Below are 15,882 nucleotides of genomic sequence, written 5' to 3'. Positions count from 1 at the left end.
AAAGCCAAAAAGTAAAAATTATATTTTTCCCAAGGGGGATCATTGTATTGTTATTTAAAAAAGACAGAAAACAAGAAACAGCTTACTTTTCAGATTCAAACGGACAGCAAAAAAACCGCATTCAGCTCACAAACAAACATGCAGATGTCAAAAAACAGCTCAAAATGGTCAGGTTGGGAGATGCTGAGCTTTACGTGTTAGAGCAGCTTCAGCCACTCATTCAAGAAAATATCGTAAATATCGTTGATGCGTTTTATAAAAACCTTGACCATGAAAGCTCATTGATGGATATCATTAATGATCACAGCTCAGTTGACCGCTTAAAACAAACGTTAAAACGGCATATTCAGGAAATGTTTGCAGGCGTTATCGATGATGAATTTATTGAAAAGCGTAACCGAATCGCCTCCATCCATTTAAGAATCGGCCTTTTGCCAAAATGGTATATGGGTGCGTTTCAAGAGCTTCTTTTGTCAATGATTGACATTTATGAAGCGTCAATTACAAATCAGCAAGAACTGCTAAAAGCCATTAAAGCAACAACAAAAATCTTGAACTTAGAACAGCAGCTTGTCCTTGAAGCGTTTCAAAGCGAGTACAACCAGACCCGTGATGAACAAGAAGAAAAGAAAAACCTTCTTCATCAGAAAATTCAAGAAACCTCTGGATCGATTGCCAATCTGTTTTCAGAAACAAGCAGATCAGTTCAAGAGCTTGTGGACAAATCTGAAGGCATTTCTCAAGCATCCAAAGCCGGCACTGTAACATCCAGCACTGTTGAAGAAAAGTCGATCGGCGGAAAAAAAGAGCTAGAAGTCCAGCAAAAACAGATGAACAAAATTGACACAAGCCTTGTCCAAATCGAAAAAGAAATGGTCAAGCTGGATGAAATCGCGCAGCAAATTGAAAAAATCTTCGGCATCGTCACAGGCATAGCTGAACAAACAAACCTTCTCTCGCTCAATGCATCTATTGAATCCGCCCGCGCCGGAGAACACGGCAAAGGCTTTGCTGTCGTGGCAAATGAAGTGCGGAAGCTTTCTGAGGATACGAAAAAAACCGTCTCTACTGTTTCTGAGCTTGTGAACAATACGAATACACAAATCAACATTGTATCCAAGCATATCAAAGACGTGAATGAGCTAGTCAGCGAAAGTAAAGAAAAAATGACGCAAATTAACCGCTTATTCGATGAAATCGTCCACAGCATGAAAATCAGCAAAGAGCAATCAGGCAAAATCGACGTCGATCTGCAAGCCTTTCTTGGAGGGCTTCAGGAAGTCAGCCGCGCCGTTTCCCATGTGGCCGCTTCCGTTGATTCGCTTGTCATCCTGACAGAAGAATAACCATCAAAAACCGGTCTGCCATACGGCCGGTTTTTTTGCGTTCATTATGTAAACTTAAATTAAAAATCAGTTGACATAATAATTGCCTGCATTTATTGTATAACCATATTTGATTACTGTTTGGAGGATTTCACATGCTGAAATTAATCGACATGATGCATATTGCGATTTTCACCGCGCTGATGGCAGTGCTCGGCTTTATGCCCCCTCTCTTCTTATCCTTTACACCCGTTCCGATTACATTGCAAACGCTTGGTGTCATGTTGGCAGGCAGCATTCTCAGGCCAAAGTCTGCTTTCTTAAGCCAGCTTGTCTTTTTGCTGCTCGTCGCCTTCGGAGCGCCGCTGTTGCCCGGCGGACGAGGCGGTTTTGGTGTGTTTTTCGGACCGAGCGCAAGCTTTTTGATTGCTTATCCCCTCGCTTCATGGCTGATCAGTTTAGCCGCTAACAGGCTGCGGAAGGTGACAGTATTGCGTCTCTTTTTCACTCATATCGTATTCGGCATCATCTTTATTTATCTGCTTGGTATACCGGTACAAGCTTTTATCATGCATATTGATTTGTCACAGGCCGCCTTCATGAGCCTTGCATATGTGCCTGGTGATTTGATAAAAGCGGCTGTATCTGCATTTCTGGCGATAAAAATCACTCAAGCCTTGTCTCTTTCTGATACGATGTTTACAAAAGGAGGATGACACTACATGACAATTACCCATACCTATTCATCTACCGCCGAAACATCGCCCGGCCGTGTAGCGATCCAGACTGAATCGGAGCAAATCACGTACCAAGATTGGGATCGGCTTGTCTTTCAAACCGCAAATTGGCTGCGGTCACAGCCGAGCATGCCGAATCGTGTGGCGATCCTGCTCCCAAATAGTCTGGCGTTTTTACAGCTGTTTGCCGGAGCCGCAGCGGCTGGATGTACGGCAATTCCCATCGACACACGCTGGAGCGCGGCAGAATGTAAGGAGCGGCTGTCCATAAGCAATGCGGATCTTGTGGTTACTTTAGCCTTTTTCAAAAACAAACTGACAGATAGCCAGACACCTGTTGTATTGCTGGATAACTGTATGGCAGATATTTCTGAGGCAGCCGCTGATCCCTTGCCTACCATTGATCCGGAGCACCCTTTTTATATGGGATTTACGTCGGGCTCGACAGGAAAACCGAAGGCCTTTACGCGATCTCACCGCTCATGGATGGAGAGCTTTACCTGTACGGAAACAGATTTTTCGATTTCATCAGATGATAAGGTTCTGATTCCCGGAGCGTTAATGTCCTCTCACTTCCTATATGGGGCTGTCAGCACCTTGTTTCTCGGAGGAACCGTTTGTTTGCTGAAAAAGTTTTCTCCTGCCAAAACGAAGGAATGGCTGAGCCGTGAATCCATCAGTGTTCTCTATACCGTACCGACGATGACAGACGCCCTCACAAGGATTGAGGGTTTTCCCGACAGTCCCGTCAAAATCATTTCATCCGGCGCAGACTGGCCGGCAGAATCCAAGGAGAAGCTTGCCGCTGCATGGCCTCATCTCAAGCTGTACGATTTTTACGGCACATCAGAGCTAAGTTTTGTTACGTTTTCTTCACCGGAAGACAGCAAACGGAAGCCTCATTCAGCGGGCCGCCCTTTTCATAATGCCCGGATCGAAATCCGCAACGCTGGAGGAGAACGCTGTCAGCCAGGGGAAGTCGGAAAAATATTTGTCAAAAGCCCGATGCGGTTTTCCGGCTATGTGAACGGCAGCACACCAGATGAATGGATAACAGTGGATGATATGGGCTATGTTGATGAAGAGGGCTTTCTATACATATCAGGAAGAGAAAACGGGATGATCGTGTACGGAGGATTAAATATTTTCCCAGAAGAAATTGAACGTGTGCTTCTCGCCTGCCCAGAGGTTGAAAGCGCGGCTGTCGTTGGCATTCCCGACGAGTATTGGGGAGAAATCGCTGTAGCTGTCATTCATGGAAACGCTAATGCCAGAACACTGAAAGCCTTGTGTAAACAGAAATTAGCCTCCTACAAAATCCCGAAAAAATGGGTGTTTGCAGACAGCTTGCCGGAAACGAGCAGCGGAAAAATTGCCCGTTCCAGAGTGAAAAAATGGCTGGAAGAGAGTATACAGTATAAATGAATGCGGTTATTGTTGATGCAAAACGAACGATCTTTGGAAATCAAAACGGACTGCTGAAGCCCTTCCTGCCGGAGGATTTGTCAGCTCCCATCATCCGCTGTCTCAGCCAAAAGCTAGAGGATCAAGTTGACGAGGTCATTCTCGGAAACGCTACCGGCAGAGGCGGCAACCTCGCCAGACTGTCAGCCCTTCAAGCCGGACTGCCTTTATCGGTTCCCGGAATGACAATTGACAGACAGTGCGGCTCCGGCCTTGAAGCTGTGCGCTATGCCTGCAGCCTTATTCAAGTGGGAGCCGGCACGATGTATATCGCGGGCGGCTCAGAAAGCGGCAGCCAATCCCCTTTTTCAGAACGGGCCCGCTTTTCTCCAGATGCCATCGGCGATCCAGACATGGGCATTGCGGCAGAATATACGGCTGCACGCTATTCCATCAGCAGAAGCATGCAGGATGAGTACGCCCTTCTCAGCCATCAACGCAGCAGGAACGCGCATGATGGAGGATTTTACCGTGAAGAAATTGTTCCTCTCGGGGAATTGGAGACGGACGAAGCATTTTTGAAAACGCGGCCAATAGAAGCGATTATTCCCCGTGCAAAGCCGGTTTTCGACACCAGCTCCGGAACAGTCACAGCAGCCAACAGCAGCGGCATAGCAGACGGAGCAGCGGCTCTTTTGGTAATAGAAGAAGAAAAAGCGGCAGCCCTGGGACTTAAGCCTGTGCTCCGGTTTATCGGCAGCGCAGTCAGTGGGATTCACCCCAACTTTCCGCCCGCGGCACCGGTTGATGCGATCCGTAACCTCTTACATACACACGATGTAACACCTGAGGATATCGGTTTATTTGAAATCAATGAAGCCTTTGCCGTCAAAATTTGTGTCTGCTCGCAAGAACTCGGCATTCCCTTTTCAAAAATCAATGTGCGCGGCGGTGCCTTAGCTCTTGGCCATCCGTACGGTGCATCAGGTGCAGCTCTGGTAACCAGATTGTTTTATGAAGCGAAAAGACGGACAGACTGTCAATATGTGGTTGCAGCCATCGGAAGCGGCGGCGGAATTGGACTTGCTTTATTATTTGAAGTTCTTGCATAGGCTTTTTCATAGGACACACGCTTTCGATTTAGTATAATAGCGATATGAATAAAGTCAGGAAGGGGATTTTATGACAGCCGTTTGTTTAGTAAGACATGGAGAAACCGATTGGAACCTGCAGCAAAAATGCCAAGGCAAAACCGATATTCCGCTAAACGCAACAGGTGAACGCCAAGCAAGAGAAACCGGAGAATATGTAAAGGACTTTTCTTGGGATATTATTGTGACGAGCCCGCTGAAAAGAGCGAAAAGAACCGCGGAAATTATTAATGAATATCTGCATCTTCCGATAGTCGAGATGGATGATTTTAAGGAACGCGATTACGGCGACGCGGAGGGCATGCCGCTGGAGGAACGGACAAAGCGCTATCCAGATAACATCTATCCGAATATGGAAACCTTAGAAGAACTCACTGACAGGCTGATGGGCGGTTTGGCAAAAGTGAACCAGGCGTATCCAAACAAGAAGGTGCTGATCGTGGCGCACGGTGCGGCAATTCACGCCCTGCTGACGGAAATATCCGGCGGTGACCCGGAGCTTCAAAGCACCCGTCTCGTCAACGCCTGCCTCAGCAACATTGAATTTGCAGAAGAAAAATGGCGGATAAAAGACTATAATATTAACAGCCACTTATCCGGCTTTATCAAATAAGAAAAAGACAGGCGTTTGCCTGTCTTTTCTTTTATTTCTTAGCAGCCGGCATCTCTTTTTGAAGCTCGTCCAAAATGGCATTCGCCCCGTCTACACTGCGGCGTAGAGACCACACCGCACGATCCACGTGGTATACATGCCCGTTTTTCACTGCCTTCAGTTTTTTCCAAAGGACATTCTTTTCGATCGGGCGTTTACCGTCGGCGTCGAGGTCATCTGTTTTTCCTGTCATCAGGATGATCACATCCGGATCTGTTTTCAGCAGCTGCTCCAGTGTCATTTTCATATTCACAGAGTCGCCGCCATTGCTTGAATCGCTATTACCTGACGTACTGATTGCATATCGATAGCCGACCTGTGTTAAAAGTCTTGATGTAAAGAAGTTTTCATCCCTGGCCATAATCGTATCATTTGTATTTCCGATCAAAAGCACGGACTGGCTGTTCGCGCTGATTTTCTGCTTTGTCTCGCTAAGCTTTTCTTCATGCGCCGTCAGCTTTTTCTCCATTTCCTTCTCCTTGCCGACTGCTTTTGCAATCGTAAGTGAAGCGTCAATTGTATCCTGATAATCAGCATTTAAATTATTAAGCGCAATCGTCGGCGCTATTTTTTTCAGCTGATCGTACACCTTCTTATGCCGGGTCGTGTCAGCAATAATTAAATCGGGTTTTAATGAAGCGATTTTTTCCATGCTTGGCTGTGAGCGAGTGCCGACAGATGTGTAGCCGTCAATTTTCTTCAGCACATCCTTGTTGATCAGCTGCTTCGCTTTGTTGTCATCGGCAACCCCGACAGGCGTAATGCCGAGATCAAGCAGTGTATCAATAAAACCAAGCTCAAGAACAACAACCCGCTTCGGATGCTCAGGCACATTTGTCTTCCCTAAATCATGTGTTACCGCCACTTTATGTTCTTTACTGTTTTGATTGCCGCTTGAAGACGAGCAAGCAGCCGTTAAGACAGAAAGAAGTAAAACTGTAAGAATAATCAGTGTTTTTTTCATATGTTCCAGTCTCTCCTGTTGGTAGTTTCTATGGTTAAGATGTCCAAGAGTAGTATAACACGGAATGAGAATCATTATCACCAATTATTTTTTAAAATGAGAAGAGAAAGTTCCGCTTACATGAAAATCTTGTTTCGCGACACAGCAGTCCAGCAGCTGATCATCCTGTCCACAAAAAAGCTTGCAGAAAAATAACATTCTCTGCAAGCTGATCCTGTTAAAGCTTCACAATCACTCTTCCTTGAATGCGATTTTGCAAAATATCTTTTAACGCACCCGGCGTTTCTTCCAATGATACTTCCCTGTCCACGATGGTCAGCAGCTGATCAGGCTTGAGATCAGAAGACATGCGCTCCCAAACAGCGGCTCTGACGTCCATCGGACAGTATACTGAATCGATTCCGAGCAGGCTTACTCCGCGAAGAATAAAGGGATACACCGTTGCCGGAACTTCTCCTCCGCCGGTTAAGCCGCTCACTGCGACAGATCCACCGTATTGAATTTTGCTTAAAAGCGAGGCAAGCTGTTTTCCGCCGACTGGATCAACCGCTCCCTGCCATTGCTGCTTGGACAGCGCCTTAAGCGTTCCGTCATAGACATCTTCCCTGCTGATTACTTCGCTTGCACCGAGCTGTTTCAAATAATCAGCCGCCTCCCGGTTTCCGGTGCTTGCCACCACATCATAGCCCCGCTTGTTCAGCATCGAAACCGCAATTCCGCCGACACCGCCGGTTGCTCCTGTGACTAGCACGCTGCCTTTTTCCGGAGACAGACCGTTCTGTTCAAGCCGATGCACTGATAACGCCGCAGTAAATCCCGCCGTTCCGTACACCATCGCTTCTTTTAACGAAAGATTCTGTGGCAAAGGCACCAGCCAGTCACCAGGCACCGAAGCGTATTCACTTAATCCGCCATCACGGGAGACACCGAGCTCATAGCTTGTCGCGATCACCTCATCCCCCTCCGCAAAACGCGGATCATTGGAAGAGACGACCGTACCCGCAGCATCAATGCCTAAAATAAGCGGATACTCTCTGACGATATTGCCTCCTGCTTTTCCGGCCAGACCATCTTTGTAATTAATGCCGGAATAAGCAACTTTAATCAGGACACCATCCTTCGGCAAATCCTCTGTTGATATGGTTTTCACATGGACTGAAACATCATCGGCATTTTTTTCTGCCTGCAATGCTTGAAATAACGTTGACATTCGGCACACTCCTTTTCATTTATATCGTAACCGAAGAACGTTCAAAAAACCAAATCATCAAGCCGCCATTTTCACTTCGCCGGCACATTGAGAGAATAATGGACAAATGCGGTATCCTCTTCATAGCCGTTTTGCTCATACAAGCTTCTTGCCTTCCGGTTGTGGTGCTCAGTCTGAAGCGTTAAACATTTTGCCCCGTTTTCCCCTGCATAATCCTTTGCGGCAGAAAGCAGCCGGCCGCCGGCTCCCTTTGTACGCGCATGAGGAACGACAAATAAGTCATTTAATATGTAGATCCTTTTCATTGACACAGAAGAAAACGTTGGATAGAGCTGGGTAAAGCCTATGAATTCTCCATTTTCTTCTGCTAAAAAAATAACAGACTCGTGATTTTCCAAACGAGCTTTCAAAAAAGCCTCCGCCCCTTGCAAATCGGATGCCTGTCTATAAAATTTCCGATATTGATTAAACAACGGCGCAATGGCGGCCGCATCTGATGTCTTTGCTTGGCGAATGTTCATCTTATTTCTTCCTCCCTCTCAATAATTTTTTCATTCTATCCCTTTTCTGTAAAGTTTATTTTTCAGAATACTTTTATCATCATGCTTTGAAAAAATATCACGATAATATCCATTGTTCTCACGGAAGCACACGCAGGTCATTCGAACGAATTTTTTCGACAGGAATTTGCCGGGACTCAGGAGCATTTAACCTAAAAAAGCATGACATTTCAGCATAATGAACATTTACTCATGTCTATTTTCGTTCTTTTCTGTATGAAAATAGTTATTTCGAGTCTCTACGGAAATAGCGAGAGATGATATACCTAAATAGAGATAAAATCATCTCAAAAAAATGGGTCTACTAAAATATTATTCCATCTATTACAATAAATTCACAGAATAGTCTTTTAAGTAAGTCTACTCTGAATTTTTTAAAAGGAGAGGGTAAAGAGTGAGAAGCAAAAAATTGTGGATCAGCTTGTTGTTTGCGTTAACGTTAATCTTTACGATGGCGTTCAGCAACATGTCTGCGCAGGCTGCCGGAAAAAGCAGTACAGAAAAGAAATACATTGTCGGATTTAAGCAGACAATGAGTGCCATGAGTTCCGCCAAGAAAAAGGATGTTATTTCTGAAAAAGGCGGAAAGGTTCAAAAGCAATTTAAGTATGTTAACGCGGCCGCAGCAACATTGGATGAAAAAGCAGTAAAAGAATTGAAAAAAGATCCGAGCGTTGCATATGTGGAAGAAGATCATATTGCACATGAATATGCACAATCTGTTCCTTATGGCATTTCTCAAATTAAAGCGCCGGCTCTTCACTCTCAAGGCTACACAGGCTCTAACGTAAAAGTAGCTGTTATCGACAGCGGAATTGACTCTTCTCATCCTGACTTAAACGTCAGAGGCGGAGCAAGCTTCGTACCTTCTGAAACAAACCCATACCAGGACGGCAGTTCTCACGGTACGCATGTAGCCGGTACGATTGCCGCTCTTAATAACTCAATCGGTGTTCTGGGCGTAGCGCCAAGCGCATCATTATATGCAGTAAAAGTGCTTGATTCAACAGGAAGCGGCCAATATAGCTGGATTATTAACGGCATTGAATGGGCCATTTCCAACAATATGGATGTTATTAACATGAGCCTTGGCGGACCTTCTGGTTCTACAGCGCTGAAAACAGTCGTTGATAAAGCCGTTTCCAGCGGTATCGTCGTTGCTGCCGCTGCCGGAAACGAAGGTTCGTCCGGAAGCTCAAGCACAGTCGGCTACCCTGCAAAATATCCTTCTACTATTGCGGTAGGTGCGGTAAACAGCAGCAACCAAAGAGCTTCATTCTCAAGCGCAGGTTCTGAGCTTGATGTGATGGCTCCTGGCGTATCCATCCAAAGCACACTTCCTGGAGGCACTTACGGTGCTTACAACGGCACGTCCATGGCGACTCCTCACGTTGCCGGAGCAGCAGCGTTAATTCTTTCTAAGCACCCGACTTGGACAAACGCGCAAGTCCGTGATCGTTTAGAAAGCACTGCAACATATCTTGGAAACTCTTTCTACTATGGAAAAGGGTTAATCAACGTACAAGCAGCTGCACAATAATAGTAAAAAGAAGCAGGTTCCTCCATACCTGCTTCTTTTTATTTGTCAGCATCCTGATGTTCCGGCGCATTCTCTTCTTTCTCCGCATGTTGAATCCGTTCCATGATCGACGGATGGCTGCCTCTGAAAATCTTCACAAGCACCGGAGGATCAACCTGGCTCAGCCCCGTCACGGCCAAATCCTGAAACGTTTTAACAGCGGCTTCTCTGTTCTCTGTCAACTCGATCCCATACTGGTCAGCCTTATTCTCCTGATAACGTGAGACAGCATTAGAAAAAGGCGTCACCGCAAAGCTCAAAACAGAAAACAAAAGCAATAACAGCGGAAGTGCCGCAAGATCATGCCGCCCTTCTAAATGAAACATGCTGCGGGTTAGGCGAACCGTCCGCTTGTAAAGCTTATCAATGACATAAAATCCGGCGAGCGACACGAGCAAATAGCCAGCCAGACCGATGTAAACGTGCTTCATGACATAATGGCCCATTTCGTGGCCCATAATAAACAGAATTTCTGAATCGTCAAGTTTGTTCAGCGTCGTATCCCACAATACAATCCGTTTGTTGGCCCCGATTCCTGTAACATAGGCATTCAGCGCATTTGTTTTTTCTGACATGTTCACTTCATATACATGGTCAGCCGGAATATTGGCTTCATCTGCCAGCTCTAAAATTTTGCTTTCAAGCTCTTTGTTTTTCAGCGGATAAAAATCATTGTATAAAGGATCGATAATGACCGGCTGAATAAAAAACAGAAACAGCGAAAACGGCACTGTTAACAGCCAGGCGTATAACCACCATTTTTTTTCATGCCTTTTGATCAGCCAATAAAATACGAGAACGCAAAGCGTAAAGATTGGAAAGCTGATCCAAAAGCTGATAACCTGATCCTTAGCCCAGCTGGCCGTAGTCTGTGTGGAAATGTTATAGTCAAGCGATACTTGATAGCCTATCCAATCTAAAGGCAGCGTCACCAATGTTGTAATCAGCGAAAGCACAAACACAAAACCAACGGTCTGCAAAAAGCGAAAAGGCACGGCCGCTTCCATCCATTTCTTGATTTTCTTTGAAACACCGCTGACCAGCAGAATAAAAAACAGAAACCAATCAAGTGGTACCCCGATAAAAAATAAAAAATTCTTGACATTCGAATACTGCTCGGCCACTGCCAACTCAGACGGCTTCATGAAAGAAGCCGGATCAGCCTGCGTCCCTTTCACGGCTTCCGGTATTGCAGAATCACCCGACAGGAAAAAATACCAATAAAAAAACAGCCCGTACAGCACGTAAGCAAGTCCTGCTGCCGCAATCCACTTGCGCATAACGCCTCACTCCTCACATCAACCCGTTACTTCTATTGTAATCATAAATTCAAATTCTTAGAACCAAGCTGTGTTCCGCACTTTTCCATCCTTTTAAGCATGGAAAGCCCGATCGCTGGGAAAACTAACAATGTTTGGAGTGATGCAAATGAAAAAAATAGTGGCAGCCATCGTGGTAATCGGTCTTGTGTTTATAGCATTTTTTTATCTTTACAGCCGATCAGGCGATGTGTATCAATCAGTAGACGCGGATTTGATCACACTGTCTTCAAGCGGCCAGGAAGATATCGAGATTGAAAAAAGACAGCACGTCAAAGATATGCTGGATATTATGAATCAGGGAAAACAGGTGAAGACAGAAAAAACATCAGCCCCTGATTACGAAGGGACAATCAAGTTTCATAAAGACCGGTATGACTCATTCAGACTATGGATTGACGGCAGCCAGCAAGCCGTTTTTTTGAAGGATGGCACATACTACAAATTAAGCAAAAATGATACAAAGGCGCTGCTAAATATTATTAAAAAAGAAGCAAAGGATTGAAAATGAAAAAGCGAAGCTAACCGCTTCGCTTTTTCATTTTATTGGGGCAAAATATCTCTCAGTGCCCGTCTGAGCATTTTCCCCGTCGCATTTTTCGGAATATTGTCAAGAAACGTAATGGCGGCAGGCCGCTTGTATTTTGCCAGATGCTTTTCGCAGTGCTGCATGATGTCCTCCTCTGTTACCCCAGAGCGTTTCGGCACCACATATCCCTTTACCGCTTCCCCGCTTTGGGGGTCCGGCACGCCGATGACAACCGCCTCCTTGACGTCCGGATGGCTGTACAGCACCTCTTCCACCTCCCGCGGATACACATTGTATCCTCCTACAATGATCATGTCTTTTTTCCGGTCAACAATGTAAAAATAGCCGTCCTCATCCCGTCTTGCCAAGTCCCCCGTATAAAGCCACCCGTCTTTTAATGCATGCTCTGTTTCCATCGGCATTTTATAATAGCCCTTCATCACATTGGGGCCTTTCACGATCAATTCGCCTACCTGGTGAGCGGGCAGCTCGCGTCCGAGCGGATCTACGACCTTGTTTTCGACATGTAAGATACTTGTCCCGATGGAGCCCGGCTTTCTGCCCCTGTCAAACGGGTTAAAGCACGTGACGGGTGATGCTTCCGAGAGCCCGTAGCCTTCCAAAATGGTAACACCGAATTTTTCTTCAAACGCCGTCAGCAACGCGACTGGCATGGCCGCTCCTCCCGAAATGCACAGCCTGATCGAAGAAAAATCATCTTTCTTTCCGTTTTCATGCTGAAACAAGTAGTTATACATTGTAGGCACACCGGCAAAAATGGTCGCCTGCTGCTGCTTAACAAGCTTAAAAACAGATGCCGGACTGAATTGAGGCTCAATCAAGACAGTTGCGCCGCTCATCAGCGGTGCATTCATGCAGACGGTTAAACAAAACACGTGAAACATGGGAAGAGCGCAGACCACATTGTCCCTCTCATCCATTCCCAAATAGCCTGCGACATCGTTGGCATTGCTGTACAAATTCTGATGAGTCAGCATCGCGCCTTTCGGTTTTCCAGTCGTTCCTGACGTATATAGAATAACCGCGGTATCATCAGGGACAAGTTCTTGGTTTTGTTTAGCGGCAGATGTCGGCCGCAATATTTTTGCAAACGTTGTCATTTTCATCCTGACCTCTGGGTCCGCAGCTTCCGGCTCGGCCTCCCCCGTCTGGCATAAAATGACGAGCTCAACCTTTGGCAGCGATTCATGCATGCTCTCATAAAGCGGCAAAAGCTGGCTAACGCCCACGATTGCCTTTACATCGCCATTTGTCAGCATATAACCAATTTCTGTCGGCGTGTACAACGGATTGATGGGAACAACTACGATCCCAGCTTTTAAAGCGCCAAAAAACGCGATGATAAAATCAGGCGAATTGCCAAGCAGCAAAGCTAAATGGTCCCCTTTCTCCATACCGGCTTCCTGAAGGCCGTCCGCAAATCGCTGAATATATTCATTCAGCTCTTGATACGTCATCATGTGATCTTTAAACCTGCATGCGATGCTGTCGGGCTTCTCAGATGCTGTTTCTTCCAATTTTGAAACAAGATTCATTCTCCCACCCCTTAAGTGAATGAATAGTCATTCATTATTGAAGCCAAGCTTTCTTCTCCATTATAGAGAAACAGAAAAAAACACTCAAGAGCAAAAAGCCCTGAGTGTCAGTACTGTCATAGTTTCTTCAATGCTTCGGCAATCGGCGTATCTCCTTCTGTCAGATCAAAGGCCCGATTTTCCGTATTCTTCTCATCTAAAGAGGCAATGACCGTTTTTGCAACGTCCTCACGGGAAATAAATCCCCGCTCCAGATCCTTCGCTGCTGAAACAGTTCCCGTTCCAGGCTCATTGCGAAGGCCTCCCGGACGGATAATCGTATAGGTTAAACCGCTCGCTTCCAGAATTTTATCAGCATAATGCTTGGCCACATAATAAGGCTTGAGTGCCTCATTCCAATTTTCACGGTTATGGGCTTGCAGGGCGCTGACCATAATAAACCGTTTGATTCCGGCAATGGCCGCAGCTTCAATGGCTTTTGCCGCTCCATCAAGATCCACCAGCAGTGTTTTATCATAGCCTGTGCTGCCGCCGGAACCGGCTGTGAAAATGATCGCGTCACAGCCTTTTGCCGCAGCGGCGATTTCTTCCGGGCTGCCCTCCAGATTCGCAAGCACAGCTTCTGCACCGGCAGCTTCAAGAGACGCTTTCTGTTCTTCTTTTCTGACCATCGCTCTGATGGAATGATCAGGATTATCTTGGAATAAAGAGACGAGTCTTTGCCCGATTTGTCCGTTCGCTCCGATTAAAAACACTTTCATGTGAATCCCTCCTGCCTCCATTATTTCAAAAACACAACCGCTCTTTCAAACGATGTGTTTTGCCTTAGTAAATCAGATCAAGGAAATCCTCTTTCGTAATGTTCCCAAAGTAATGCTTGAGATTCACACCTTCGAGCACATCAGCGATGACGCTGCGTTCGTATTGTTTTCCGACCAGCAGGTTTTCAATTTCAGATACATCACCGACACCGAAGAAATCTCCGAAGATTTTGCAGTCCTCGATTTTGCCTTTCTTGACTTCCAGGCGCAAATCGATCGATCCAACCGGATAACGCTTCGAATGATTAAGGTTAAATTTTGGTGAGCGGCCGTAGTTCCAATCCCAATTCTGATAGCGCTCTTTCGAAATTTGATGAATGGTCTCCCAATCTTTTTCCGTCAGCTTATACTCCGGCACGTTTCCAACGTCGTTTGTGTTAAAAATATGGCGAAGCAAATGGCTACGGAATTCTTCGGTGGTCATTTTATCATCGAGAAACTCACTGATGTTTGCCACTCGGCTTCTGATCGATTTGATGCCTTTTGATTCAATTTTATCCTTTTTCACCTTTAATGCTGATACAACATGATCAATGGCTGAATCAAACATGAGGGTGCCGTGGCTGAAAATACGGCCTTTCGTTGCAAACTGAGCGTTTCCGGATATTTTCCGGCCATCCACTACAATGTCGTTCCGGCCGCTTAATTCAGCTTCAACCCCAAGCTGATGTAACGCCTGAATCACCGGCTCAGTGAATTTTTTAAAGTTATGAAAGCTGTCCCCGTCATCCTTGGTAATAAAGCTGAAGTTCAAGTTCCCCAGATCATGGTACACAGCTCCCCCGCCTGATAAACGGCGGACGACGATAATCCCGTTTTCCTCTACATATTTTGTATTGATTTCTTCTATTGTATTTTGGTTTTTCCCAATGATAATAGACGGTTGATTCACATAAAAGAGCAAATATTGCTGTTCAGGGTCTAAATGCTTTACACAGTACTCCTCGATAGCAAGATTGATCCGCGGATCATTGATATTTTGATTATCTATAAATAACATGGTGCTCCTCCTTTATCCTTCCCACACAAAACCTGATTTCGCAATATTCACTTCTCCGTTAAAAACGGTTTTCGCTTCTTTGCGAAGATTGTCATGCACGCCAAAATGCGGCAAATGTGTCAGCAGCAGTTCTCCCGCTCCCGCTTCTTTTGCAATGCGCCCCGCTTCCAGGCTGTTCATATGGCCTGCACTTGTTCCGTCTTGATCGGCATAAAAATTGCATTCCGAGATCAATAAATCAGCATCTTTCGAAAACGGTATAAATGAATCCTGATAGCTGGAATCAGCAGTATAAACGACAGTGTGGCTGCCGTCAGTAATCCGCATGGCATAGCACGTCACCGGGTGAATCGTTTTTAAAAAGGTGATCGTAAACGGACCTGCAGTCAGCGGCTGATCCGGCTGATAGGCGATCCCTTTTGTATGTGTTTTATATGTAAGCTTTTGAAACTGTTCTATATCAGCATCATGTCCGTAAATCGGAAGCGTATGCTCTCCTTTGCCGAGAAACGAACCGACTTGCTTGGCAAATTGCAGCGGCCCGATATCAGCGATATGGTCATGGTGATAATGAGACAGAACGACTGCATCCAGCTTTTCCGCCGGCACATATCCGAACAGCTTAGACAAAACGGCACTGCCGCAATCAACAAGCAGAGAGTAATCACCTGACTGAAACAAATAGCCTGACGTCGCTTCATTTGCGGCCGGAAAACCGCCATAGCATCCGATAACTGTAACTTTCATAATGTCCTCCTATCTTTTCAAAAAAATTGATCCTCCTTCAATATACCCATTTTTCTTGAAAAAAGCATGTTTTAAACATTGTATCAAAACAGTTATTGATTTTTGTGATCTGTTATATTACAATGAAATCACTACAAAGGGGAAAGAGGGATTGGTTATGCTGGGGAAAATCACAGAATTTTTTAGAAACCTGCCTTCGAAAAAGTGTGCGGAATGCGGAAAAAAGATAGAAGAGCAGCATGAGTGCTATGGTAATATCTGCAATGACTGTATAAAAGTAAACGATTTGTAATGAGCGAAAATCCCGCGCCTTACGCGTGGGATTTTC

At 45.6% G+C, this 15,882-nt stretch carries 16 protein-coding genes; 8 read left to right on the top strand and 8 right to left on the bottom strand.

Going from position 1 to position 15,882, the window contains the following annotated elements; translation table 11 throughout:
* Nucleotides 1-47 precede the first annotated feature (47 nt).
* The 5 genes from hemAT (at nt 48) to phoE (ending at nt 5,230) form a co-directional block, all read left to right on the top strand.
* The gene (gene hemAT / locus NSU05_RS05510; protein ID WP_003245216.1) at nt 48-1,346 is read left to right on the top strand and encodes a heme-based aerotactic transducer HemAT; all 1,299 of its coding nucleotides are present in this window, start codon (nt 48-50) and stop codon (nt 1,344-1,346) included.
* Nucleotides 1,347-1,480: 134 nt separating this feature from the next.
* On the top strand, nt 1,481-2,041 hold the full coding sequence (locus NSU05_RS05505) for a biotin transporter BioY (protein WP_052124598.1): 561 nt from the start codon (nt 1,481-1,483) through the stop codon (nt 2,039-2,041).
* A 6-nt stretch (nt 2,042-2,047) separates the two neighbouring features.
* Nucleotides 2,048-3,487 (top strand): acyl-CoA synthetase, encoded by a 1,440-nt coding sequence (locus NSU05_RS05500; RefSeq protein WP_038428743.1) that lies wholly within the window; start codon nt 2,048-2,050, stop codon nt 3,485-3,487.
* A complete protein-coding gene (locus tag NSU05_RS05495) occupies nt 3,484-4,578 on the top strand; it encodes an acetyl-CoA C-acyltransferase (RefSeq protein ID WP_038428741.1) in 1,095 nt (364 codons plus the stop codon). The genes NSU05_RS05500 and NSU05_RS05495 overlap by 4 nt, the downstream gene beginning before the upstream one ends.
* A gap of 70 nt (nt 4,579-4,648) precedes the next feature.
* Complete coding sequence (gene phoE, locus NSU05_RS05490) at nt 4,649-5,230, top strand: phosphatase PhoE (RefSeq protein ID WP_003233157.1); 582 nt, start codon at nt 4,649-4,651, stop codon at nt 5,228-5,230.
* Nucleotides 5,231-5,261: 31 nt separating this feature from the next.
* On the opposite strand, the gene NSU05_RS05485 is transcribed toward phoE, so the two are convergent.
* The 3 genes from NSU05_RS05485 to NSU05_RS05475 form a co-directional block, all read right to left on the bottom strand.
* Complete coding sequence (locus NSU05_RS05485) at nt 5,262-6,233, bottom strand: ABC transporter substrate-binding protein (RefSeq protein ID WP_003233159.1); 972 nt, start codon at nt 6,231-6,233, stop codon at nt 5,262-5,264.
* Nucleotides 6,234-6,450: 217 nt separating this feature from the next.
* Complete coding sequence (locus NSU05_RS05480; protein WP_003233163.1) at nt 6,451-7,443, bottom strand: acryloyl-CoA reductase; 993 nt, start codon at nt 7,441-7,443, stop codon at nt 6,451-6,453.
* A gap of 71 nt (nt 7,444-7,514) precedes the next feature.
* Complete coding sequence (locus tag NSU05_RS05475; protein ID WP_038428740.1) at nt 7,515-7,964, bottom strand: GNAT family N-acetyltransferase; 450 nt, start codon at nt 7,962-7,964, stop codon at nt 7,515-7,517.
* Nucleotides 7,965-8,397: 433 nt separating this feature from the next.
* Between NSU05_RS05475 and aprE the strand changes: the two genes are divergently transcribed.
* Nucleotides 8,398-9,543 (top strand): subtilisin AprE, encoded by a 1,146-nt coding sequence (gene aprE, locus NSU05_RS05470; protein ID WP_015715621.1) that lies wholly within the window; start codon nt 8,398-8,400, stop codon nt 9,541-9,543.
* 38 nt (nt 9,544-9,581) lie between these two features.
* Here the strand turns inward: aprE and NSU05_RS05465 are convergent, their stop codons facing one another.
* Complete coding sequence (locus tag NSU05_RS05465; RefSeq protein ID WP_038428738.1) at nt 9,582-10,862, bottom strand: M48 family metallopeptidase; 1,281 nt, start codon at nt 10,860-10,862, stop codon at nt 9,582-9,584.
* 148 nt (nt 10,863-11,010) lie between these two features.
* On the opposite strand from NSU05_RS05465, the gene NSU05_RS05460 reads away from it, so the two are divergent.
* Nucleotides 11,011-11,406, top strand: coding sequence for a hypothetical protein (locus NSU05_RS05460; protein WP_003245187.1), 396 nt, complete (start codon nt 11,011-11,013; stop codon nt 11,404-11,406).
* Between the two features lie 38 nt (nt 11,407-11,444).
* Here NSU05_RS05460 and lcfB read toward each other — a convergent pair whose 3' ends face one another.
* The 4 genes from lcfB to NSU05_RS05440 form a co-directional block, all read right to left on the bottom strand.
* The gene (gene lcfB / locus NSU05_RS05455; protein WP_038428737.1) at nt 11,445-12,986 is read right to left on the bottom strand and encodes a long-chain-fatty-acid--CoA ligase LcfB; all 1,542 of its coding nucleotides are present in this window, start codon (nt 12,984-12,986) and stop codon (nt 11,445-11,447) included.
* 116 nt (nt 12,987-13,102) lie between these two features.
* Nucleotides 13,103-13,747: an SDR family oxidoreductase gene (locus tag NSU05_RS05450; protein WP_038428735.1), complete on the bottom strand. Its 645-nt coding sequence runs from the start codon at nt 13,745-13,747 to the stop codon at nt 13,103-13,105.
* A 64-nt stretch (nt 13,748-13,811) separates the two neighbouring features.
* Entirely contained in the window at nt 13,812-14,807 is a 996-nt protein-coding gene (gene lplJ, locus NSU05_RS05445) for a lipoate--protein ligase LplJ (protein WP_038428734.1), read from the bottom strand.
* Nucleotides 14,808-14,819: 12 nt separating this feature from the next.
* The gene (locus NSU05_RS05440) at nt 14,820-15,554 is read right to left on the bottom strand and encodes an MBL fold metallo-hydrolase (RefSeq protein ID WP_003233185.1); all 735 of its coding nucleotides are present in this window, start codon (nt 15,552-15,554) and stop codon (nt 14,820-14,822) included.
* Between the two features lie 157 nt (nt 15,555-15,711).
* Here NSU05_RS05440 and yhfH point away from each other — a divergent pair, with 157 nt between their 5' ends.
* Nucleotides 15,712-15,846, top strand: a complete 135-nt coding sequence (gene yhfH / locus NSU05_RS05435) for a protein YhfH (protein ID WP_003244802.1) — start codon at nt 15,712-15,714, stop codon at nt 15,844-15,846.
* Nucleotides 15,847-15,882 lie beyond the last annotated feature (36 nt).

Source organism: Bacillus sp. EU52, from assembly GCF_037964975.1.
GTDB classification, from domain to species: Bacteria; Bacillota; Bacilli; order Bacillales; family Bacillaceae; genus Bacillus; species Bacillus subtilis.
The sequence above is the reverse complement of the archived record's forward strand: the minus strand, read 5'-3'. Positions and strand labels throughout refer to the sequence as shown.

Coding starts and splice junctions, on each gene's coding strand:
- NSU05_RS05500 (WP_038428743.1), top strand. CDS start 2,048: ATGACAATTACCCATACCTATTCATCTACCGCCGAAACATCGCCCGGC.
- NSU05_RS05475 (WP_038428740.1), bottom strand. CDS start 7,964: ATGAACATTCGCCAAGCAAAGACATCAGATGCGGCCGCCATTGCGCCG.
- NSU05_RS05485 (WP_003233159.1), bottom strand. CDS start 6,233: ATGAAAAAAACACTGATTATTCTTACAGTTTTACTTCTTTCTGTCTTA.
- NSU05_RS05480 (WP_003233163.1), bottom strand. CDS start 7,443: ATGTCAACGTTATTTCAAGCATTGCAGGCAGAAAAAAATGCCGATGAT.
- lcfB (WP_038428737.1), bottom strand. CDS start 12,986: ATGAATCTTGTTTCAAAATTGGAAGAAACAGCATCTGAGAAGCCCGAC.
- NSU05_RS05495 (WP_038428741.1), top strand. CDS start 3,484: ATGAATGCGGTTATTGTTGATGCAAAACGAACGATCTTTGGAAATCAA.
- lplJ (WP_038428734.1), bottom strand. CDS start 14,807: ATGTTATTTATAGATAATCAAAATATCAATGATCCGCGGATCAATCTT.
- NSU05_RS05450 (WP_038428735.1), bottom strand. CDS start 13,747: ATGAAAGTGTTTTTAATCGGAGCGAACGGACAAATCGGGCAAAGACTC.
- phoE (WP_003233157.1), top strand. CDS start 4,649: ATGACAGCCGTTTGTTTAGTAAGACATGGAGAAACCGATTGGAACCTG.
- yhfH (WP_003244802.1), top strand. CDS start 15,712: ATGCTGGGGAAAATCACAGAATTTTTTAGAAACCTGCCTTCGAAAAAG.
- NSU05_RS05505 (WP_052124598.1), top strand. CDS start 1,481: ATGCTGAAATTAATCGACATGATGCATATTGCGATTTTCACCGCGCTG.
- NSU05_RS05460 (WP_003245187.1), top strand. CDS start 11,011: ATGAAAAAAATAGTGGCAGCCATCGTGGTAATCGGTCTTGTGTTTATA.
- NSU05_RS05440 (WP_003233185.1), bottom strand. CDS start 15,554: ATGAAAGTTACAGTTATCGGATGCTATGGCGGTTTTCCGGCCGCAAAT.
- NSU05_RS05465 (WP_038428738.1), bottom strand. CDS start 10,862: ATGCGCAAGTGGATTGCGGCAGCAGGACTTGCTTACGTGCTGTACGGG.